Source organism: Fontibacillus phaseoli, from assembly GCF_003337355.1.
Classification (GTDB): domain Bacteria; phylum Bacillota; class Bacilli; order Paenibacillales; family Paenibacillaceae; genus Fontibacillus; species Fontibacillus phaseoli.
The window spans coordinates 183,534-205,421 of record NZ_QPJW01000007.1 but is presented as its reverse complement, the minus strand read 5'-3'; the positions used below and the strand labels follow the sequence as shown (position 1 = coordinate 205,421).

Sequence of the window (21,888 nt, the reverse complement as noted above, 5' to 3'; positions counted from 1 at the left end):
CAAGCGGCGGTTCTGGAGTTGCACATTATAGCTTTAAACAAATTCAGAAAAGGGGTAAAAAAGCATGGGCATGAAGAGTAAGTCCAAAAAAATGATGATGCTTTTGATGGCATGTATCATGGTTCTGTCTCTGGCCGCTTGCGGCGGTAACGACAAAAATGCAGCCAAAACAGAAAACACCAACAACACGACGCCGTCCGAACCGGCTGCTAAACCATCGGCTGATGAACCGGGCTGGAAGTCTGACACGTCTCCGATTACGTTTGACTGGTATTTGAACTTTGCCTGGTTCCCGAATAAATGGGGTGTCGATCCGACGTCCCAATATGTAACCAAAAAGACGGGTGTCGACGTTAACTTTATCGTGCCAGCCGGTAACGAAAACGAGAAGCTGAATACGCTGATCGCTTCCGGTAAACTGCCTGACTTCATCACCCTCGGCTGGTATGAAGACGGTGTGAAGAAAATGATTGAAGGCGGCCTTGTTGAGCCGCTGAATAAATTGGCTGAAGAATATGATCCGTACTTCTTCAAAGTGGCCGACCCGGACAAACTCGGCTGGTACACTCAAGAGGACGGCAATGTATACGGATATCCGAACTCTTCCTCTTCCCCTAAAGACTACGAGAAATATGGAGATACTTATGTATCCAACCAAACTTTTGTAGTCCGCAAGGATATTTACGAAGCGATCGGCAGCCCTGACATGCGTACGCCTGAAGGCTTCGTAGCTGCTCTGAAAAAAGCAAAAGAAATGTTCCCTCAGATCGACGGTCAGCCGATGATTCCGCTCGGCTTGCATGAGTTCACGGCCACCGGAAATGATTCCCTGGAAGGCTACATTCAGAACTACCTGGCCATTCCGAGAGAAAAGGACGGCAAGCTGTATGACCGCGAAAGTGACCCTGAATATGTACGCTGGATGAAGACATTGCGTCAAGCTAATCAAGAAGGTTTGCTGGCGAAGGATATCTTCATCGACAAACGTGCACAAATGGAAGAAAAAATCGTACAAGGCCGTTACTTTGCCATGCTGTACCAACGCACAGATTTTGCAGCTCAATTGGGCACCTTGTTCCAACAGGATCCTAACAAGATCTATATCGCCGTGGACGGTCCTGCGAACAGTAACCTGGATGCGCCTAAGCTGAATGGCCCTTCCATTTCCGGCTGGACAGTAACCCTGATCTCCAAGGATGTTAAGGACAAAGCTCGTGCAATCAAGTTCCTGAGTTACCTGATGAGTGAAGAGGGTCAAAAGGACCTTTATCTTGGTGAAAAAGGCGTCAGCTATGATACAATTGATGGAAAAGACCAATTCAAGCCTGAAGCATTTGATCTGATGAACAAAGACCGCGCGGCATTCGACAAGCAATACGGATCCTCGTTCACGTTCTGGATGATGCAAGATACTAACATTACGGAACAATGGAAGCCTCAATCGGTAGAGCCATACAAGCAATTGGAAGACTGGACTCGCGGTAAGACGAATAGTGTCTCGGAATTCGACTTGATTGATCCGTTGGCTAACTCCGATGAGGGTATCATCCTTAGTAAAATCAAAGATTTGCGCAGCAAGACGCTGCCTAAGCTGTTGATGGCTCCTTCTGAGGCCGAGTTTGACAAGATTTATGCAGATTACATGAAGAAGAAAGAAGACCTGGGCAATGCCAAAGTAATGGCATTCCAGCAAACGAAATACGAAGAGAACAAGAAAAAGCTTGGCATGCAGTAATAGTATGCCCAAAAGCCCGCTGCACGCGGGCTTTTGGGTGTTTATAAAAAGGAGTCACCGCTTATGAAGAGCAATCGCTGGTCGTCGATATGGGATTCCTTCATGTATTGGTTCGGGCGCCGCTCGTTGCAGAGCCGGCTGATTGCCGCCTATGTTTTTATTATTTTGGGACCTTGCGTGTTGGTGTCCTTTTATTCGTATGAAATGATTAATGACATGTATGTGCGGGATGCAAGGGACAAGAATTATTCCCTGCTCGATATGGAAGAACTGCATATTGATACGCAGATCGAATCCATGGCCCGGGCCATGCAGGTCGCATATGAAGATCCGGATGCAAGGGACTACTTGGCTAATACCATTGAGCCTGATACCGAAGATTTGGTGAATTTCAATAACAATATCTTCAAGGATCTGACACGCATTCAATACTATAACCCTAATGTGGAGCATCTTCGCATGTTCTCCAGCAACAACATTATTGAAATTTGGCCGATGTTTCTGCGCGAAAGCCGAGTGGCTGACGAAGTATGGTACCGGAAGGCAGAGCAGATGAAGGGAATGGAATCCTGGTCTTTCCTTTACAATGACCCGGATATCCTTAACCGCTATAAGGGGCAGCCCCCTGCATTCTCACCAAAGGTGTCTCTTCTCCGGGAAATGAGCATTCCGGCCAATCATCATGTAGGTATGGTTCAGGTAGATATGATGCTGGAGAAGTTTAGCCCCAGAACCTACTCCGTCATTCAGGACAGCCAATCACAAATGTTGATCGTGGATAGCGAAGCTCAGATATTTACCCGTGACAAAAATTCTTTCCTTGCGGCCAATCCAAAGATGCAAACGGTGATCCGGGAGCGGCTTCAGCATTACAGGGTAACCGGAGAATGGGATAACAATTATACGGAAAACGGAAAATCATTTCTTCTGCTGCACAAGCCGATCGAGCGAATCAATGCGGATCTGCTTAATATCGTTTCTATGGACAATGTGCTGGAGGAAATTTCACATACACGCAATCTATTGATCGGAGCCAATATAGGTTTCATCACGCTCGTAACCATCATTACTTATATTATGAATGCTTTTATTTTGAAAAATCTTCGTCTGCTGACCGAGGAAATGAAGAAGCTCCGGAGGGGAGAGGCATACAGCGGAATCGCCGTCCGCGGTGGCGGTGAAGTCGGGGAACTGGCACATCACTTCTCGAAGCTGATGAACACCATCAATACGCTGATGGCGCAGGCTGTATATAAGCAGGCCCTGACCAAGGAAGCGGAACTGCGTACGCTTCACAACCAAATCGACGCTCATTTCCTTTACAATACCTTAGAGAACATTAAGATGCTGGCCGAGATTGAGAATCAGAGGGCCATCTCCGATGCGCTAACCTCTCTAGGCGGTATGATGAGATATAACTTCAAATGGTCCGGAGAGTACGTGAAACTCCGCGATGAAGTCCGGCACATCGAGAACTATATAGAGGTTATGAATATCCGATTTGATGAGCCCATTCAACTCCGGCTTGATATACCCGATGATTATATGGAATTGGAAGTACTCAAAATGTCGCTGCAACCGATTGTTGAAAATGCGGTAAAACATGCCTGGACGGGAGAAGAGACGGGGACCCGGGAAGTCCATATCCGCGTCGCCGAATGGCAGGAGGAGAATATCCGGATTTCGGTGACGGATAACGGAGACGGGATCGAATCCGAACAGTTGAACAGGTTGAACGCGGAACTGAATCTAATCGGCGCAAGGGAAAAGGTTCCCGGCGGTTTCGGAAAGGATGAAAAGGCCCGGGGGATCGGGTTAATCAATGTTCAGGAGAGAGTCCGATTGTTCTTCGGTCAGGCTTACGGTCTGGAAGTGCTCAGCGAGCCGGGCGGCTATACCAGTGTTGTTATGATCATACCCAAAGTGCTTTTGACAGGAGGGGCAGGCAATAATGATAAAATTGTTGATCGTCGATGACGAGAAAAATATCCGAATCGGGTTGAAGACGATGATTGAGCGGGAATTTCCGGGCCTCTATCAGGTGATGACAGCGACACAGGGAGCCGAAGCGCTGGAGTTATATCGTTCCGAGGGAGCGGACGTCGTTATCACCGACATCCGTATGCCTGTTATGGATGGCATCACATTGATCGAAAAAATGTCGGGGACATCCGGACCGGATGATCCGGGCCACCGGCCGATCGTCATCATCCTCAGCGGCTATGAAGATTTCGAATACGCTAAAGCAGCAATCCGGTATCAGGTCATGGACTATTTGTTGAAGCCGATTCGCCGGGACGAACTGTTCGCCGCCCTGCGCAAAAGCGAGGAAGACTTGAAGAAGCGTTCGCAGTTGGCTGAACAGATTGCAACGACGGAAGCGTATCGGATTCAGCTACAGTCAAGACGTCTTCAGGAGTTTTTGCTGCAGCCTGAGATAACGGAGGAAGAGGCGGCCAAACTGGGTGAGGAAATCGGATTCGAAGGTTACTCCCTTCCTTTTTCGGTAGCCGTGCTGAGCTATAGATATGAAGATGGAAGACGGATGAATAGGGACGAACTCAAATCGCTGGCCGAACATATGCTCAGCAGCGTTCAAGGCCATTTAAATGCTTCTTTGTTGGACAGTGAAGGCCGGGTTGTGCTGATCGGAGGTCCGCAGCGGAAATTCGCGGAATTGTCGCAACTCGCCGCAGAGAAAGATCTGGGCGGCCTTCTGATGGGAATCAGCGAGGAGGGCAACCGGCAGGAGGATATCGCCAAATGTTACGCGAATGCCCGGACGTCGCTGGAATACACCTTCATTTTTCCGAAAACGCGGCTGATTTGGTACAGCGAATTGCAGGCGAAAAGGGTGATGTTTCCCGTACCGGAGGAGGATATCCGCAAGCTTGGAAATATTCTAGGCACTAACCGGGGGAGAGAGGTCGGGGCGCTTTTGCATGACATTTTCCGGATCGAGGTTTTGCCCGGGATCGATATCGCTTATCTGGAAGCCGTAAGCAGACGCATCAACGAACAGGTGCTGGACGAAGTGTTCCGGGTATACGGGGAAGCTTCTATTGAAGTATTGAAGCTCTACCGGAAAGTCGGCACGATGACGAACTTCCGCCACTTCCATGACTACTACAGGTCGCTGGAACAGTTGCTGCTCGGGCTGGACGAATATATTAAGGGAATCCGTTCGGCTCACAGCGAACACGGGGATATGAGGGAAGCGGTCGCCTATATCGAAGAAAACTATCATCGTGCGCTGAATATGGCCATGGTGAGCAACTATGTCTCGCTGAATTATTCCTATTTTAGCGAAGCTTTTAAAGCCTATACGGGGGAAAGCTTTGTGCTGTATTTAAAAAAAGTGCGCATCCGCAAAGCGAAAGAGATGATCGGAACCGATACGCTGAAATTGTCGGAGATCGGAGCCGCAGTCGGCTTTGAGAATACGAAGCAGTTCTCCAGGGTGTTCAAGGAACTGGAGGGCATTTCTCCGTTCGAATACCGCGGCAAGCTGTTCGCGGGCCATGAACGGCTTGCGGGTTCCGGGCGGGCGAATCATGAGGAACTGGAATGAACTAAAGAATAAGATGTTGGCAAGAGAGTAAAATGATTCCGAAGAATCGGCCAACAGCGATCGTAAGAACATTTTACGTACTTGCCCCATTCAAATTCAATACGGCGACCGGAAACCCCTGCAAACAGATCTTTATCCGATCAATCGAGGATAAAAGATATGTCGCAGGGGCTTTTTATTGTGCCATTGGAAGTGACATTCTTCATTCAGCGGACAAGGGGTTCGGTGATAACATAAACGTATTTAGTGTGCCGAACATGAATAGTAACGCAAACTTGCAATGTTTTGCTTTATAACGATAACGCAATGACGCGGGAATTCGGATGGATTGGGCGGCGTACGGGAACAGGGGGATGGAGATGGGAAAAGCAACCGGGTTTTTGGAATATCAGAGGGAAGTGCCGGGGGAAATTCAACCGCTGGGGCGGATATCTTCCTGGGAGGAGTTTTCGGTTCCGCTGGAAGAAGAGAAGCTGAGGGTTCAGGGAGCCCGGTGCATGGATTGCGGCACTCCGTTTTGCCATGCCGGCCGGCTGATCTCGGGAATGGCATCCGGCTGTCCGGTGCATAATCTGATCCCCGAATGGAACGACCTGGTGTATCGCGGAAGCTGGAGGGAAGCCTTGAAACGGCTGCAGAAAATAAACAATTTTCCGGAATTCACCGGCCGCGTATGTCCTGCTCCATGCGAAGGCGCGTGTACGGTCGGCAAGAACGGTTCTCCCGTAACGATCAAGAGCATAGAGAAGGCTATCATCGATAGAGGCTTTGCCGAAGGCTGGATTCAGCCGGAAATCCCGGGGACGCGGACCGGAAAAAGAGTGGCCGTCGTGGGATCCGGCCCGGCCGGACTGGCGTGTGCGGATCAGTTGAATCAAGCGGGACATACGGTGACGGTTTATGAACGCGCGGACCGGGTCGGCGGACTGCTGATGTACGGCATTCCAAACATGAAGCTTGATAAAGCTACTGTCCAACGCCGTGTAGACCTTCTTATGGCCGAAGGCATCGACTTTGTGACCGGCTGTGAGGTAGGGAAAGACCTTACCACGGAGCAATTGCTGGAGTCTTACGACGCGGTGGTGTTATGCGGCGGTTCTACGAGGATGCGGGATCTGAACCTGGAGGGAAGAAGACTGGAAGGCATCTATCAAGCGATGGACTTTCTGACGCAAAATACGCGAAGCCTGCTGGATTCCGGCCTGGAAGACGGCCGGTATATTTCTGCCAAAGGCAAGGATGTCGTCGTAATCGGCGGGGGAGATACCGGGACGGACTGCGTGGCTACGGCGATCCGTCATGGCTGCCGCAGCGTTACGCAACTGGAGATTATGCCGCAGCCGCCTTTGACCCGCCAGCCGGCAAATCCTTGGCCGGAATGGCCTAAGGTACTGAAGACGGATTACGGCCAGCAGGAGGCAATCCGGGTATTCGGCAACGATCCTCGCCGATATTTGACCTCGACGAAACGCTTCGTCGGCGACGAGCGGGGAGTCATCTCCGGGGTGCACATATCGGAGATCGAATGGAAGACTTCGGACCAAGGCGGGATGATTCCAGACTTCATCCCGGGGACGGAACAAGTGCTTCCGGCGGACATGGTTTTGCTGGCGCTTGGATTTACCGGGCCGGAGGAGGGCTTGTTGTCGCAATTGGGCATTCAGCAAGACGCGCGCTCCAACGTGAAAACCAGGGAGGGAAGCTTCAGCACTAACGTAGAGGGGATATTTGCTGCCGGGGACATGCGTCGTGGACAGAGTCTGGTCGTCTGGGCTATCCAAGAAGGCCGTCAGGCAGCCAAAGAGGTCAATCGTTACCTGCTTAAAGAAACTGTGAGTTCCGTGATTTAATCCCTCGAATGAATAATAAGTTGCATAGGTGAGAAGGAAAGGCTGCGCCGGATTTGAACCGGTGCAGCCTTTTTCGGTTGTATTTCAACCGTTAACGCAGTTTGTCTTCCGCATTCTTGGCGGATGCCGAAATTTTCACCTCCAAATTATAGATGTTCTGCTTGTTCTTCAATGCTTGGGAAGAGAGGGTATGCAGCCGGGTAAGCGTGTCGGTCGTACGGTCGGCTTCGCTCTTTTTAACTGCCGCCTTAAAATTACTCCACTCCGTGGAAATCAGTTTGTTCGTGGAAGCCATTGCGCTCTTCTCCGCCTTGATTTTGCTCTTATGAAGGTCGCTCTCGCCGAGAATCTTCCGAATTTCCTTCGCTTTGCGCGTCTTCTCTTTCTTGGCGGCTTGTAGAGCCGATTCCTTGTTGCGGATATCCTGCCTGGCCAGCGTGCTGGCTGTTTTAAGGCCATCAGCCTGGGTTTGGAGCAGTTTGGACAACGTTTTGTCTTTAAGCTTTTTGGCGGCGGAAGCCTGTTTGCTGATAGATGAATAAGAATCAAAAAGAGGCTGGTACTTGCTTTTTGCCGATTTCACTTGTTCGTCCAGCCTGCGAATTTTGTCTCCGTCGATTTCTTTGATTTCTTTACGGGCGGCGGTAAGCCGGGCTTCATTGTCATAATGAAGACCGGAGGTTTTGCTCACCAGAGAGTTATGCTCATCTTGAAGTTTGGACAAGTCGGCATACTGCTTGAGTATTTTGGTTCGCATTGCGCCTCCGGCACCGTCGGCTGTCTTGTTCAATTGGGATCCCAGGGAATCGGTAAATTCAATGGCTGCGGCCATAACCGTACTACCTCCCAAGCACGCTGCCAGCCAAATGGCTAAGGCTAGCATCATCAGAATTTGTTTTTTCATTTTACGCACTCCTCCTTGATTACCAAATTTAAAAGCATCCGGATCTCTCCGGGGACTTCCCGACGACAAAAAGCACCCGCAAGAAAGGCACGAAGTGTGCCTTTGCTTACGGGTGCTTCCATCGCAAGTTTGTTTGCATCCTATTTTTGTCAAATATACAGTATAAATCCTGCGCTTGTCAATCCAACTTGAGGTAGTAAGGCTATTTTAGCCTCTCGGGCTGCAATTCCGCCTGCAGGTATTCCAGCTTGCGGATAATTTCTTTTTGCCATTTGAGATCTTCCAAGCTGGACGCGAGGTTCAGCAGATCCAAGTAATCGTCGATTTGCAGCGAAGATTTGCGGGTAGATACTTTCATGGGCTTCAAACTCCTTATTCTATGAAATTCCGAATTCTTGTTGGACAAATCAATAATGATAATCATTATCATATACTAATTATCATTATGCATAAATTACGGCAAAAAGTAAATATCAAGCTTCTACCCAGAAAAAGGGGATTGGCTTGACAATGTCTTGGATATATGGAAAATGAGGAGAAATAATACAAGGGGGGCACTATGGAAACTGAATCGCTGCTAAAAGTGGAAGAGCTGGCGCTGAAAAAATACAAAATATTTAAACAAAGCCAGCTTCGTTACATCGCCAGAGCCATGCTTGCCAGCATGTTCATCGGATTTGGGGTAATCGTGGCCTTCAAGACAGGAAACTTCTTCTACTTGGAGCATTCCCCGCTGACTTATCCGATGGCCGCCGTAACGTTTGGCGCGGCTATCATCCTGATCGCTTACGGCGGAGGGGATTTGTTTACCGGAAATACCTTTTACTACACATACGCCGCGCTTCGAAAGAAGCTGAAGTGGCTCCAGGTGGTGAAGCTGTGGGTGCTCAGTTATCTGGGCAACATTCTTGGGGCCTGCGCTTTTGCGCTGCTTATCTATCTGACGGGACTATTCACGGATTCTTCCGTAAACAGCTTTCTGCTGAATGTCGTGGAACATAAGATGAGCACGTCGACGATCGAATTGTTTTTCCGGGCGATTCTGTGTAACTGGCTGGTTTGTTTGGCCTTCTTTGTACCCATGTCACTCCAGGGTGACGGCGCTAAAATGTTTGCCATGATGTTGTTCGTTTTCTGTTTTTTTATTTCGGGTTACGAGCACAGCATTGCCAATATGTGTACTTTCGCGATTGCGCTGGTGCTTAACCACCCGGGGACTATTTCCTTCGGCGGAGTCGTACATAATCTGATCCCGGTTACGCTGGGTAATCTGGTGGGTGGCGTTTTATTGATGGGTTATATGTACTATTTTGTCAACAAGCCGTTTCTGGATGCGGAAAGTACTCCTGATTCGACAAAAAAGTAAAACCGATTAAGACCTGACGCTGCTTATAGGGCAGTAGCGGGTCTTGTTTTTTTATGATTACCAGATTCGCAAGTTAGGTAAAAAAGCCTATTTCAACTTCCCGGAATATGTTAAAATTAAACGAAAAAGGATGAATATTCTGGAAAGCCGGACTCACAGTCACTGTTTCAAGTACCATGACTCCCGATCCTGTTCCTGCTCTCTCGTTTTTCTCTTCTGATGGCCGGGTGTAGACCATAATTTCAAAGGGTGCATAATGATGAAGCGAAACCTCTGGATGCTCATTTTTGCCGTCCTACTTGTAACATGTTTCTCTAATCCCGTACTTGGAGCCGGAGGCGTTCGTTATAACGTAGCCTATTACACCGAGCTGGACTATCCTCCTTACAAGTTCAATCAACACGGGTATCCCTCAGGGTTCGATCTTGAGCTGACCCGCATGGTATTTGAAGATGATAAGTATTCGATCTATTTTACTTTTGATACTTGGGATGCCGCCTATGCTCGGCTAAAGAACCAGGAGATTGACACCGTCGGCCTGATGGCGGTGATGGAGAGTCGGAATAGCGATCTGATTTATTCCAAACCCGTAATGCGTACATACGCTGGCGTGTATGCCAGAGAATATTTTGATGATGAAGTAACGGTCGAAACCTTGTCGGATTATAAGGTCGGCGTTGCGGCCGGACAATACACCGAACAGCAACTCAAGGAAAATGTGGGATTGGACTATTACAGCACTTATCCTACGGTTGAAGAGGGACTTAAGGCGTTAAGACAAGGATCGATCGATCTTCTGTTCGAGAATCAGCAAGTCGTAAATTATTTGATGGTCAAGGAGGGACTTAACGAGGAAATTCGTCAGGTCATGCATGATCTGTATCCCGTAGACATTGCCTATGGCGTAAGCAAAGGATCGCCCGATCTGGTGAACTATATCAATCAAAGGATCGATGATCTGCGGGGGGAAAAGAACTATGAAGAATTATACGAAAAGTATTTCTTCAAGCATTCCGATTTTTACGGGGAGCGAATCCGCAACCGATACATATTAGTCGGCTGTGTCCTTGTGTTGCTTATTGCCTTGAGTTATGTACTGCTTAAGCTGTATATCAACCGGCTCAGGAGAACGATTTACGGGGAACAGGAATTCTCCAAAGATATCCTGGATCATACGAACCTGTTTATCTGGGCGGTACAAGGGGATAGGAGAATTCTCCGCTTCAATAAATATGCCGAGTGGCTTACCGGTATTAAGGAAAGTGATGCCGTCGGCAAGAAATACGATAATCTGCCAGTTCTGAAGGAACGTTACTTTGAACTGTTCGCCCTTTTGGATGATGCATTGACCATGAAATTTGCGGATGACCGGGAAATGACACTCGTCTGCGCGGACGGAAGCCCGCCTAAAGTATTTTTGTTCCGGTCGGCCACGATCCGCGGCTTGTCGGGAGATCCGGACGTGTTTATCGTGGCTGGAGTGGATATCCAGGAACGCAAAATGTATGAGAATAAGCTGCAAAAAAGCTATCAAGAGCTGGAGGCTACCTATGAAGAACTGGCGGCGACCCAAGAGGAGTTGGAACTGCAGTTCGATGAATTGATCAAAAAAGAGGACAAGCTGCGCATCAGCGAAGAGCGGTTCAGATTAGCGACGTTGGGATCGGGCGCGGTCATTTGGGATAAGGTACATGATTCGGACTATTACTTTGTTTCCGATCGGATATTTGAACTGCTCGGGTACGACAGGTTCGAGATCCCGCATAGCATCGAGGGCTGGAAAATGCTCGTCCACCCTGACGATCTTGCCGATACCATGAAGCGGCGCCAGGACTATTTGGACGGGAAGACGCCGGTGTATGAAAGCGAGTATCGGATGCGCAAAAAGGACGAGTCCTATAATTGGATCGAAGCCCGAGGCAAACTCCGTAAAAACAGCGAAGGCCATGTTATCCGGTTTGCCGGGTCCATGATCGATATTACGGAACGCAAGCAGTCGGAGCTCCGCCTGCAGCAGAGCTATCAGGACCTGGAAGCGGTTTGCGAGGAGTTGACGGCGGCTCAGGAGGAGCTGCGGATCAATTATGAGCAACTGCTGGAGAATCAAGAGATGCTCCGTCGGAATGAGGAGCGCTATCGCCGTGTTACGGAAGCCTCTAATGGAGGGATTTGGGAAATCGACCTGGTGCGAAAGCGGTATTATTATTCCCAAAGATGGTTCGAGCTATTGGGTTACACCCATGAAGATCATGTGACCAGCGAGATGCTTACAGACATTGTTCACACGGATGATATGGAGGATTATGAGCGCGAAATGGAAGCGGCTATAGAAAACCGCAAGTCCCTGTTTGAATGTCAGTATCGGCTCCGTATGAAGGACGGGGAATACCGCTGGTTTCAGGCTCGCGGAAAAATCGTGTTCAATGAAGACGGGGAAGCCTGCCGGTTTACGGGATCGAATACCGATATTCATGAATTGAAATTGTCTCAACAGCGTCTGCAGTATCTGGCCTATTACGATGCCCTCAGTGATTTACCGAATCGCCTGTACCTGCTGGAGGAGTTGGAGGCAGTGTTCTCCCGTCCCGAGGAAAAAGCGGCCTTGTTTTTCGTAGATACGGATAACTTCAAATATATTAACGACACGCTGGGACATAAATTCGGCGATCGTCTGCTGATGGATGCCAGCGCCCGCCTCTCCGAGATCATTAGAGAGGAAGGGACCCTGTTTCGGCTGGGTGGGGATGAATTCGTCATTCTTATGAAGAACATGGAGCGGAAGGAGCAGACGGTCGATCTGGCCGACCGTTTGCTGGAAGGGTTTCACGAACCGTTCCATATCAATGGCAGCGACCTTTACGTATCGGTCAGCATCGGCATTTCCTATTATCCTCAAGACGGAGAAAACGCGGAGGAAATATTGAAGAATGCGGATGTAGCCATGTATGCGGCCAAAGAAGCGGGCAAGGGAAAATATATGGTCTTCGATCCTTCTTTTCTGCAGGCGTTCAATGAACGGGTTAAACTGGAAAAATATTTGCGGCAGGGCTTGCAAAACGGGGAGTTCCTGCTCCACTATCAGCCGCAGCTCAGTTTGAAAACGGGCCGGATCACCGGCTTCGAGTCGCTGATCCGCTGGAACAGTCCGGAGCTCGGGTTTGTTTCGCCGCTCACGTTTATCAAGGTTGCCGAGGATAGCAGACTGATCGTTTCCATTGGCGAATGGGTTATTTTGCAGTCATGTATGTTCGCCAAACGGTTGCAGGACGACGGACACGGAACTTATAAAATTGCCGTCAATATTTCGGTGATTCAGTTGCTTCAGGATAATTTCGTTAATAAGGTCATGGAGGCGCTTGAAGTGACAGGCCTTGAGCCGCAATATCTGGAGCTGGAAATCACGGAGTCGACCATCGTGGAGTCGTTCGATCGGCTTATTCAAAGCCTGTCCTTCTTAAGATCCAAGGGCATCCAGATTGCGCTCGACGACTTCGGCACCGGGTATTCGTCGCTCGGGTATCTTAAGCAAATGCCGATCACGACGCTGAAGATCGATAAAACGTTTATCGAACAGGTGCCGAAAGACGATGACAATCGTTCGCTTGCCCGAGCGATCGTACTGATCGGCAGAAAGATGGGGCTTCAGGTGGTGGCGGAAGGCGTCGAGACGGAGCAGCAAATGCAGCATGTCAAACGGGCAAAGTGCGACGTGATTCAAGGGTATTATATCAGCAAACCGCTTCCGGAAGAGGAAGCGATCAGGTTGCTTCACAGCAACCCCGTCTATGACCTCAGCGGGAAAGCCCAGGTTTGAATTTCATTAAGCAAATAAAGAGAGCAGGCGATCCGAGGAATCGCCTGCTCTTTTTATAAATATCGGAGAACGAACGTCTGTAATACTTATTCAGATGTTGATATCCGGGTCCGTCAGGAAGGTCGTGATCGGCATGGATGCCGCACCTAGTGCAGTGGAACGGATGCCCAGTTTAGCGAAATCGACATGCGTTTTTTTTCGGTGATAGGACAAACTACGGCTCTTGATCGTGCGCAGCATGGCATCTTCAAACAGCTCGCCGGCTAGCGATAGACGGTTGCCTATGACAATGAGTTCGGGGTTTAGAATGTTAACCAGGTTGGCCAGGCCCACGCCGAGTTGGGAGCCGATTTCATTAAGCAGATTAACGGCTTCTTCATCGCCTTGTTTGGCAGCCTTCAGGAAATCCTCAAGATCAGGAGCATCATCTCCCGGCCAGATGGCGGCCGCCCGGTCCAGCAGGGCCTTCTCCGAAGCAAGCGTTTCCCAACAACCCCGGTTGCCGCACCGGCAAAGCGGGCCGTTCTCGGCAACGGTCATATGGCCGACCTCACCGGAGAAATTAGAGGTGCCGCGGTACAGTGCTCCTCCAACGATAATTCCCGAGCCGATCCCTACCCCGATGCTTAAGTAAATCAGATTCAGCGAATCCCTTCCGGCACCGTAAAGCTTCTCGCCAATGGCTCCGGCGTTCGCCTCGTTATCTATATGGATGTTGTCGCCAAGATCTCCAGCGAGCGCTCCGGCCAGATCAACATGTTCCCAACCGAGATTGGGGGCGGAAACGACGTTGCTTTTTTCATCGACAAGTCCGGGAACGCCAATACCGATTCCGATGATTCCGTAGGGGGATTCCGGCAGCTTACGGCTGAGCAGGGAGATGGTTTTGCGGATTTGGTCCAAAACGATTTCCGGCGAAAAATCACTCAAAGGTACGCTCTTCTCGCGAATGACGTTTCCCTCCAAATCGACCAGCACGGCCAGCAAATCGCTGACCCGAATATCCACGCCGATGGCAAAGCCCGCACTTTTATTAAAAAGAAGGAGAGTCGGTTTCCGCCCTCCGCTCGATTCGCCCGGACCGATTTCGGTGACGAGGTTACTGTTGATCAATTCGGAGACGAGCGAGGAGACCGTCGCTTTGTTCAGACCGATTCCGGCAGCTATATCCGCGCGGGACAAGGGTTGGCGCTGACGAATCGTGTCCAGCACGATGCTCTTGTTCATTTTTTTTATCAACTGCTGGTCGCCGGTAATTTTCATCATAATCCTCCGTATAGACTTGCTCATATTTGCCATCATAACATAAAAACAAAATGGTAACTGAATAACTTAGTTAGTTTACTAGACAAACTAAGTATAACGTGATACGATCTAGTTGAAAAGGGCATGCGATGAATTACAAGGGGCATGCTACCTTTGGAATCAAGTTCAAAAAATGTGATTTTCACCACCTAGAATACGAGGAACAGTAACGAAAATTGATTTGTTGAACTATCTTTTTAAGGGAGCCCATGAAAGGGCTTACTAAAATTTAAAATCATGCAGGGAGGACTCAAACGTGAGTTATTTCAAGAACATTAGCAAGATTCAGTATGAAGGCGCAGGCTCCACCAACCCTCTGGCATTTAAACATTATAACGAAAATGAAGTCGTACTCGGAAAATCGATGAAAGAACACCTCCGGTTTGCGGTAGCTTACTGGCACACTTTTACAATGAACGGCAGCGATCCTTTTGGTCAAGGCAACATGATCCGTCCTTGGGAAACCGTATCCGGCTTGGATTTGGCTAAAGAGCGCGTAGAAGTTAACTTCGAATTCCTTGAAAAACTCGGCGCCCCTTACTACTGCTTCCATGACGTTGACGTGGCACCGGAAGGCGCGACATTGAAGGAATCCAACCAAAACCTCGACGTGATCGTTGCTAAATTGAAAGAAGGCATGAAATCGACAGGCGTTAAACTGCTTTGGAACACGGCTAACATGTTCTCGAACCCGCGTTATGTCCATGGTGCGGCAACGACTTCGAACGCTGACGTATTCGCTTATGCAGCAGCTCAAGTTAAAAAAGGTTTGGAAACTGCGGTTGAACTGGGCGCAGAAAACTATGTGTTCTGGGGCGGCCGCGAGGGTTACGAGTCCCTGCTGAACACCGATATGGGCCTTGAGCTTGACAACCTGGCAAGATTCTTCCAAATGGCCATCGACTATGCCAAAGAAATCGGCTTCAAAGGCCAATTCCTGATTGAGCCAAAACCAAAAGAGCCTACGAAACACCAATACGATTTCGACGCGGCTACTACGATCGCGTTCCTGCAAAAATACAATTTGCAAGATCATTTCAAACTCAACCTGGAAGCTAACCATGCTACGCTTGCAGGCCACACTTTTGAACATGAGCTGCGCGTAGCCCGCATCAACAACATGCTCGGTTCGATCGATGCTAACCAAGGCGACATGCTGCTCGGCTGGGATACTGACGAGTTCCCTACCGATTTGTATTCCGTTACGCTCGCTATGTATGAAATTCTCGAAAATGGCGGCATCGGCTCCGGCGGCGTGAACTTCGACGCGAAAGTAAGACGTTCTTCTTTTGAGCCGGAAGATTTGTTCTATGCTCACATCGCTGGTATGGATACTTTTGCTAAAGGCCTGAAAGTGGCTGCTAAAATGAAAGAAGAGAAATTCATCGACGGATTGCTCGAAGAGCGCTACTCCAGCTTCAAATCCGGAATCGGCGCAGACATTCTGTCCGGCAAAGCCAACTTCAAATCGTTGGAAGTTTATGCCCTTGAGCACAGCGACATCCGTAATAAATCGAACCATCTCGAGCTGGTGAAAGCCCGTTTGAACGAATACATTTTCGGAACAAAATAAGTAATCGGTTAGAACGCATACCGGTGCGATTGATCTTTGATTGAAACCACAAAAAGGGACGCCTGCCGTCCCTTTTTGTGGTATTTGGCCGGATGGCCACGGCTTGACTATTTGGTTGAAGGGAGAGCGTAAAGTGATGAAATACGTAATCGGGATTGACCTTGGCACAAGCTCGGTAAAGACGGTGCTGGTGAACAAGGAGGGAGAAATCAAGGGAGAAGCTACGGCTGCTTACCCGCTGATTCAGGAGCGTCCGGGCTACAGCGAACAAAATCCGGAGGAATGGGTAAACGGAACGGTAGCCTGCCTGAAGCAGTTGCTTCAAGAAAACGGAGTTTCGGGGGAAGATATCGAAGGCGTGTCCTTCTCGGGACAAATGCATGGCATGGTGCTGCTGGATGAGCAGAACAACGTGCTGCGCAATGCGATCCTGTGGAACGATACGCGCACGACGAAGGAGTGCCGGGAAATCGAGCAGAAGCTCGGCGGCAAGCTGCTCGACATTACACGCAATGCGGCTTTGGAAGGATTTACGTTGCCGAAAATCCTGTGGGTGCAAAAGCATGAGCCCGAGCTGTTCGCCAAGGCGGCACGGTTCGTGCTGCCGAAGGATTACTTACGCTACCGGATGACCGGGCGCGTAGAGATGGAAATCTCCGATGCCGCAGGCACGCTGCTGCTGAACGTTCCGGAAGGGGCCTGGAGCGAGGAGATCGCTCAGGCGTTCGGCCTTCCGGAAGGGTTCTGCCCGCCGCTGGTCGGCAGCACGGAGCAAACCGGCACGCTGCTGCCGGAATTCGCGCAGCAGAGCGGGCTCTCGCCGGACACCCGGGTGTTCGGCGGCGGCGCGGACAATGCTTGCGGCGCGGTAGGCGCCGGCATTGTCCGTAAGGGCGATGCGCTGTGCAGCATCGGCACGTCCGGCGTTGTCCTCACGTATGAGGAGGACAAGAACAAGGACTTCGCCGGCAAGGTACACTTCTTCAACCATGCGCATCCGGGCGCTTTTTACGCCATGGGCGTGACCCTTGCGGCTGGCTACTCGCTGAGCTGGTTCAAAGACTCGCTCGCGCCGGAGCTCAGCTTTAGTGAACTGCTGGAGCCTGTCGGCTCGCTGCCTCCGGGCGCGGACGGCCTGTTGTTCACGCCGTATCTGGTCGGCGAACGCACGCCGCATGCGGACAGCGTGATCCGCGGCAGCTTCATCGGCCTGTCCGGCACGCACCGCCGCGAACATCTCGCCCGCGCAGTGATGGAAGGCATCACGTTCTCGCTGGCCGAATCCGTGGCCTTGTTCCGCGAAGCCGGCATCACGGTCGAACGCGTCATTTCCATCGGCGGCGGCGCCAAAAATCCGGTCTGGTTGCAAATGCAGGCCGACATCTTCGGCACGCCGGTCGTGTCGCTGAAGAACGAGCAAGGCCCGGCCATGGGCTCGGCCATGATGGCTGCTGTCGGCTGCGGCTGGTTCGGCAGCCTGAAAGAGTGCGCCGACAAGTTTATCGGCTACGGCAAAACGTATGAGCCGATCCCGGCTAACGTGGAAACTTACGGCCGCTTGTTCAAGCTGTATCAGCAAGTTTACTCCGCAACCCGCTCGCTGAACGAGGGACTGCAGGAATTCCGCGGTTAACGCGGTTAGTCGGAGTGAAAAGTAGATAACAAATAAAAAGCGCGCGACTCCTTAGGTAATGGGAATCACGCGCTTTACTTACTATTAGCCGGTGCGTGCTAGTACGGGCTGCTCCTATTGGAGCACCAGCCAGGCACTTAACTGTATTTCCTACAGTTAATATTGCGGGATTCGGTCGTTCGGGCCAATTAACTGTATTACCTACAGGTAACTTTCACATTTTCCGCCGTTTTCACTTAAAGTGCCGGAATTAGCTGTAGGCTTCCCAGTTAATTTGCTAAGAACGGGTTTGCCGTGCGAATGAACTGTAGGATTTCCAGTTAATCTTGGGGGCCAGGCCTGATGAGCCCTGCAAATGAGCCGGGCAGAGAGGGGCTAGCCCATTCTGATGAGTCTGGGCCGTTGAGCCTGCTGATCCGCCTTGGAGCCTGGCCCAACTGAGCCGAGAAGCCGGGCCATTGGAGCACGAATTAGTTGCTTTAACTAACTGGACTCCAAACCGCGTGCATAATGCAAACTTTAAAGGAACTTCATCATTACGATTATGACTCCCTTTTAGGTAAAGGGAAACGCGCGTTTTTTTACTTTAGCCAGTGCGGCCGAGACGGTTGCCGAATTTAGCCGAAAAATGCGTTTTAGCGGATTGGATAATGAACGTGCGCATACCGTCTTGTAATAAGCGCAACCGAATTGGGGCTAGCCGCAATGCTTGCTTGGTCATGTTATAATCTTGTTAATCGGCCGCCTGGCGGAAAGGAGAGCGATATGATCGTAGGAGGCATCTACCGAAAATACTTCAAAAACAATCTGTTCATGAAAATCATCCTGTTCTTCTCCATGATCATGATTCTGACGATTATTACGTTCTCCTATCTGATGTATCAGGTGATGTCGGAAGCCGCAGTCCAGCGGCAAATGGACGTGCAGAAAAGCGCGATAGAAAGCGTTTCGAATTATATCTCCGGCAAATACGAATCCGTTCAGCGGATGCTGCGCGACGTCTACCGTGACCGGGAACTGGCTTATAATACGTCCTATTTTATGGAGCATCCTTATCAGGATTATGTGAAGTACAGGCTGGACCGGTTTTTCAACGATACGGGTTCCACCACGGATACGGTCCAATATTTCAGAAACCAGGTCGAGGATGACCGGGATATTATGAGCCTTATGCTGTACAGTGCGGATATGCAGCAATTATACGCCTATAATAGTTTTAAGCAGTTTAAAATCATTCCGACCAACGCCTCCCGTTCCTATGTTCCCGATGCGATGTATCTGGAGGAAGAAGCCGGCGTCTCCCTGCCGAATATCTGGATCCGCAAAACGATCGGCATGCCGGAAACGCCGGTGTACTCTGTGCGGGTTCCCGTCAATAATAATCAGTCTTTGCGAAACATGGGACAGTTGGTCGTCTATTTCGACACGAACCGGGTGCAGGATACTCTGGAGCGTTTTCGTGATAATTTGAAAGGCCAAATTCTCGTGATTTCAAGTAAAGGCGATGTTCTATTCGATAGTTCGGGCACGTATTACGGCCGGAAGTACCCCCATTTCGATCAGGTCAATTCCGTGTATGACAACGGTACTATAGGCGGCGATTTGATTGTCACGAAATTAATGCAAAACCAGGGGAGCTTCACTGTTCTGAGTACGGTCCCGAAAAATGAACTTGCCAAAACTTATCGCGGTCTCCGGAACACCATCCTGACGATCAGCGCGATTTGTATTTTGGTGGCGATCATCCTGCCGTCCCTGTTTATCAGCAATTTTGCCAAACGGACCTACGGCATCGTCCGTTTTACGCGCAAGGTAAGAAACGGCGATTTGTCGGTGCGCATTGAAGACGACCGGGATGATGAGCTTGGGCTCATTTCCAAGAGCTTTAACAGCGTGCTTGATAATTTGAATGTTTATATCAACAGGGTCTATAAGGCGGAAATCAAGCAAAAGCAATCCGAATTGAAAGCGCTGGAATCCAGGGTCAATCCCCACTTTCTGTACAACACGCTGGAAGTGATCCGCATGCGCGCCGTTTCGCAGGGAGCGAACGATGTCGGCGAAATGATCTACAGCCTGTCGATGCTCTTCAAAAATTATGTGCAGCAAAAGCGGAATTACACGTTAAAGGATGAACTGGAAGCCTGCCGAATGTATCTTGAGCTGTTCCGGATCCGTTATAAGGACAGGCTGGCGTATGAAATTCATTATGACAAAGGACTTGATACCAGGCCTGTCATGAAAATGTCCCTGCAGCCGATTATCGAAAATTACATCATCCACGGGCTGCGGACAGACCGGGCCGATAACATCGTCTCGATTTCCGTAGTCTCTTCCGATGGAGGAATGCTGCAAGCCAAGGTGGAGGATAACGGTCGGGGGATTCCACCGGACAGGCTGGAGGAAATTAATCAAGGACTTCAGAAGCCCGACGAATATTCGGAATCCTTCGGCCTGCGGAGTATTCATGAGAGATTGAAACTGCTGTACGGGGATGCTTATGGAGTGGAAGTGCGCAGCGAAGAGGGCAAAGGAACGACGGTGGTCGTGACTTTCCCCGAGCTAGAGGAAGGTGACCGGAATGTATAAAGTATTTCTTGTGGATGATGAGCCGTTTATTATCGAAGGATTGTACGATATCGTGGATTGGGCCCAGCTCGGCATGGAGATCGTCGGCCAGGCCGAAAACGGGAAAGCCGCTCTACAGGCATTGCAAGAAAAGCCGGTCGACATTCTGATTACCGATATCTCGATGCCGGAAATGACCGGCCTACAACTGATCCGCGAGGCGCGGAAGTTCAAGCCGGCTTTGAAGGTGATCGTGTTAAGCGGATATGACGAATTTGCCTATCTGAAAGAAGGCATGGCATTAGGCATCGAAAATTATTTGCTGAAGCCGATCAATCTGGAGGAGTTCCGCGGAACCTTGACCAGCGTCCGCAACAAGCTTGAATTGTCGCGGAGCAATGAGACTCTCAACGAATATAGCATCCGCATTTTGCGGGATAATGTCATGCATCGTTGGATGTACAATCAAATTGGCCCTCTGGAATTCAAAGAGAGAGCCGACTTGCTTGGAATCGACATCGACAAGCCGCTGGTTCTGATCTCATTGCTGAGGTTCAGGCAGAATTCCGCCGGCTCTTTTGATTTGGTTGAACGGGAGTTGGGCGGAAATCCCAACGTGATTCCGTTTCGCAATAATGACAGCGATATTGTGCTGCTGCATCATTTTGAGGATCCGGAGCAAGGTACACAAGAGGTTCAGGCGAGAATCGACCGCCTTGCTTCCATTTTGTTCCCTTATCAGCCCCAAATTTCCCTGGGCAGCGTAGAGGACAGGGATACAGGAGCTTCGCTCAGCTATGAAAACGCGAAGAAGGCACAGGAATATTTCATGATTTTTCCCGAACGGGATGTCATCAGCTACGGCGAACTGAACGCCCGCTCCGCGACCGCCGAGACGTCTTCGTTTGACTGGAACGAAAGCTCCAGACTGCTGCTTGCCCGAGACAAAGAGGGTCTTTTCGCTTTGATTGACCGGCAGTTTACCTCACTGGGCGAGTCGGGCGCCGCGTCTCCGGCCTTGCTTCAGGAAGTGGCTCTGGAATGGATGATTCGTTTTAAGCTGGAGTTGCAAGAAATCCGTCATTCCGAGGACGTCGGGATGTTTTCGGGCGGATTTGAACAGATCCGATCGGCAACTACGTTGGAGGAACTTGTGGCCATTGTGAAGAACACGGCTGCGGCGGTCATGGAGGCCCTGAGCCGGGATGTCAAAAGCCCGGTGGTGCAGCAGGTGCTGAACACCATTCAGGATTCCTATAACCAGGATCTCTCGCTGAAAACGCTGGGGAATACTTACAAGATCCATCCGGTTTATTTGGGTCAGCTGTTTCATAAAGAAGTAGGCGAATCGTTCACCGAGTACATCAACCGTTACCGGATCGACAAAGCCAAGGAAATGCTGAAGACGACGCATCAGAAAGTTCATGAAATCGCCCGCAATGTCGGCTACTGGGAAACTGGGTATTTTTACAAGCAATTCAAAAAATATGTCGGGGTATCCCCCACGGAATTCAAAGGGTTAGGCTAGCATGCTCTGCTGGCCGACTCTTTTCTTTATTTTGAACCATG

13 protein-coding genes are annotated in these 21,888 nt (G+C 50.0%); 10 read left to right on the top strand and 3 right to left on the bottom strand.

Annotated elements, in window-relative coordinates; genetic code table 11:
- Window positions 1–64 precede the first annotated feature (64 nt).
- The 4 genes from DFP94_RS17290 (at window position 65) to DFP94_RS17270 (ending at window position 7,156) form a co-directional block, all read left to right on the top strand.
- A complete protein-coding gene (locus DFP94_RS17290; RefSeq protein WP_114497719.1) occupies window positions 65–1,735 on the top strand; it encodes an extracellular solute-binding protein in 1,671 nt (556 codons plus the stop codon).
- A gap of 63 nt (window positions 1,736–1,798) precedes the next feature.
- Window positions 1,799–3,712 (top strand): cache domain-containing sensor histidine kinase, encoded by a 1,914-nt coding sequence (locus DFP94_RS17285; protein WP_114497718.1) that lies wholly within the window; start codon window positions 1,799–1,801, stop codon window positions 3,710–3,712.
- Window positions 3,687–5,306 (top strand): response regulator, encoded by a 1,620-nt coding sequence (locus DFP94_RS17280; RefSeq protein WP_114497717.1) that lies wholly within the window; start codon window positions 3,687–3,689, stop codon window positions 5,304–5,306. Before DFP94_RS17285 ends, DFP94_RS17280 begins: the two co-directional genes overlap by 26 nt.
- 359 nt (window positions 5,307–5,665) lie before the next feature.
- The gene (locus DFP94_RS17270; RefSeq protein ID WP_114497715.1) at window positions 5,666–7,156 is read left to right on the top strand and encodes a glutamate synthase subunit beta; all 1,491 of its coding nucleotides are present in this window, start codon (window positions 5,666–5,668) and stop codon (window positions 7,154–7,156) included.
- 91 nt (window positions 7,157–7,247) lie between these two features.
- Here DFP94_RS17270 and DFP94_RS17265 read toward each other — a convergent pair whose 3' ends face one another.
- Both DFP94_RS17265 and DFP94_RS25570 read right to left on the bottom strand, forming a co-directional pair.
- Window positions 7,248–8,060, bottom strand: coding sequence for a hypothetical protein (locus DFP94_RS17265; protein ID WP_114497714.1), 813 nt, complete (start codon window positions 8,058–8,060; stop codon window positions 7,248–7,250).
- Window positions 8,061–8,262: 202 nt separating this feature from the next.
- On the bottom strand, window positions 8,263–8,418 hold the full coding sequence (locus tag DFP94_RS25570; RefSeq protein WP_181873189.1) for a hypothetical protein: 156 nt from the start codon (window positions 8,416–8,418) through the stop codon (window positions 8,263–8,265).
- A gap of 201 nt (window positions 8,419–8,619) precedes the next feature.
- Here DFP94_RS25570 and DFP94_RS17260 point away from each other — a divergent pair, with 201 nt between their 5' ends.
- Together DFP94_RS17260 and DFP94_RS17255 are read left to right on the top strand one after the other, a co-directional pair.
- Window positions 8,620–9,426 (top strand): formate/nitrite transporter family protein, encoded by an 807-nt coding sequence (locus DFP94_RS17260; RefSeq protein WP_114497713.1) that lies wholly within the window; start codon window positions 8,620–8,622, stop codon window positions 9,424–9,426.
- A gap of 256 nt (window positions 9,427–9,682) precedes the next feature.
- Entirely contained in the window at window positions 9,683–13,240 is a 3,558-nt protein-coding gene (locus DFP94_RS17255; protein ID WP_114497712.1) for an EAL domain-containing protein, read from the top strand.
- A 90-nt stretch (window positions 13,241–13,330) separates the two neighbouring features.
- On the opposite strand, the gene DFP94_RS17250 is transcribed toward DFP94_RS17255, so the two are convergent.
- Complete coding sequence (locus tag DFP94_RS17250) at window positions 13,331–14,503, bottom strand: ROK family transcriptional regulator (protein ID WP_114497711.1); 1,173 nt, start codon at window positions 14,501–14,503, stop codon at window positions 13,331–13,333.
- A 298-nt stretch (window positions 14,504–14,801) separates the two neighbouring features.
- Here DFP94_RS17250 and xylA point away from each other — a divergent pair, with 298 nt between their 5' ends.
- The 4 genes from xylA (at window position 14,802) to DFP94_RS17230 (ending at window position 21,847) form a co-directional block, all read left to right on the top strand.
- Complete coding sequence (xylA, locus tag DFP94_RS17245) at window positions 14,802–16,118, top strand: xylose isomerase (protein WP_114497710.1); 1,317 nt, start codon at window positions 14,802–14,804, stop codon at window positions 16,116–16,118.
- Between the two features lie 136 nt (window positions 16,119–16,254).
- Window positions 16,255–17,751, top strand: a complete 1,497-nt coding sequence (gene xylB, locus DFP94_RS17240; RefSeq protein ID WP_114497709.1) for a xylulokinase — start codon at window positions 16,255–16,257, stop codon at window positions 17,749–17,751.
- A 765-nt stretch (window positions 17,752–18,516) separates the two neighbouring features.
- Window positions 18,517–20,340, top strand: coding sequence for a sensor histidine kinase (locus DFP94_RS17235; RefSeq protein ID WP_114497708.1), 1,824 nt, complete (start codon window positions 18,517–18,519; stop codon window positions 20,338–20,340).
- A complete protein-coding gene (locus DFP94_RS17230; protein ID WP_114497707.1) occupies window positions 20,333–21,847 on the top strand; it encodes a response regulator transcription factor in 1,515 nt (504 codons plus the stop codon). The genes DFP94_RS17235 and DFP94_RS17230 overlap by 8 nt, the downstream gene beginning before the upstream one ends.
- The last annotated feature ends 41 nt before the right edge of the window (window positions 21,848–21,888 follow it).

Bases quoted from the DNA above. Each gene is read 5' to 3' on its own strand.
- xylB (WP_114497709.1), top strand. From the start codon at position 16,255: ATGAAATACGTAATCGGGATTGACCTTGGCACAAGCTCGGTAAAGACG.
- DFP94_RS17255 (WP_114497712.1), top strand. From the start codon at position 9,683: ATGATGAAGCGAAACCTCTGGATGCTCATTTTTGCCGTCCTACTTGTA.
- DFP94_RS17260 (WP_114497713.1), top strand. From the start codon at position 8,620: ATGGAAACTGAATCGCTGCTAAAAGTGGAAGAGCTGGCGCTGAAAAAA.
- DFP94_RS17265 (WP_114497714.1), bottom strand. From the start codon at position 8,060: ATGAAAAAACAAATTCTGATGATGCTAGCCTTAGCCATTTGGCTGGCA.
- DFP94_RS17250 (WP_114497711.1), bottom strand. From the start codon at position 14,503: ATGAAAATTACCGGCGACCAGCAGTTGATAAAAAAAATGAACAAGAGC.
- DFP94_RS25570 (WP_181873189.1), bottom strand. From the start codon at position 8,418: ATGAAAGTATCTACCCGCAAATCTTCGCTGCAAATCGACGATTACTTG.
- DFP94_RS17235 (WP_114497708.1), top strand. From the start codon at position 18,517: ATGATCGTAGGAGGCATCTACCGAAAATACTTCAAAAACAATCTGTTC.
- DFP94_RS17285 (WP_114497718.1), top strand. From the start codon at position 1,799: ATGAAGAGCAATCGCTGGTCGTCGATATGGGATTCCTTCATGTATTGG.
- DFP94_RS17230 (WP_114497707.1), top strand. From the start codon at position 20,333: ATGTATAAAGTATTTCTTGTGGATGATGAGCCGTTTATTATCGAAGGA.
- DFP94_RS17290 (WP_114497719.1), top strand. From the start codon at position 65: ATGGGCATGAAGAGTAAGTCCAAAAAAATGATGATGCTTTTGATGGCA.
- DFP94_RS17280 (WP_114497717.1), top strand. From the start codon at position 3,687: ATGATAAAATTGTTGATCGTCGATGACGAGAAAAATATCCGAATCGGG.
- DFP94_RS17270 (WP_114497715.1), top strand. From the start codon at position 5,666: ATGGGAAAAGCAACCGGGTTTTTGGAATATCAGAGGGAAGTGCCGGGG.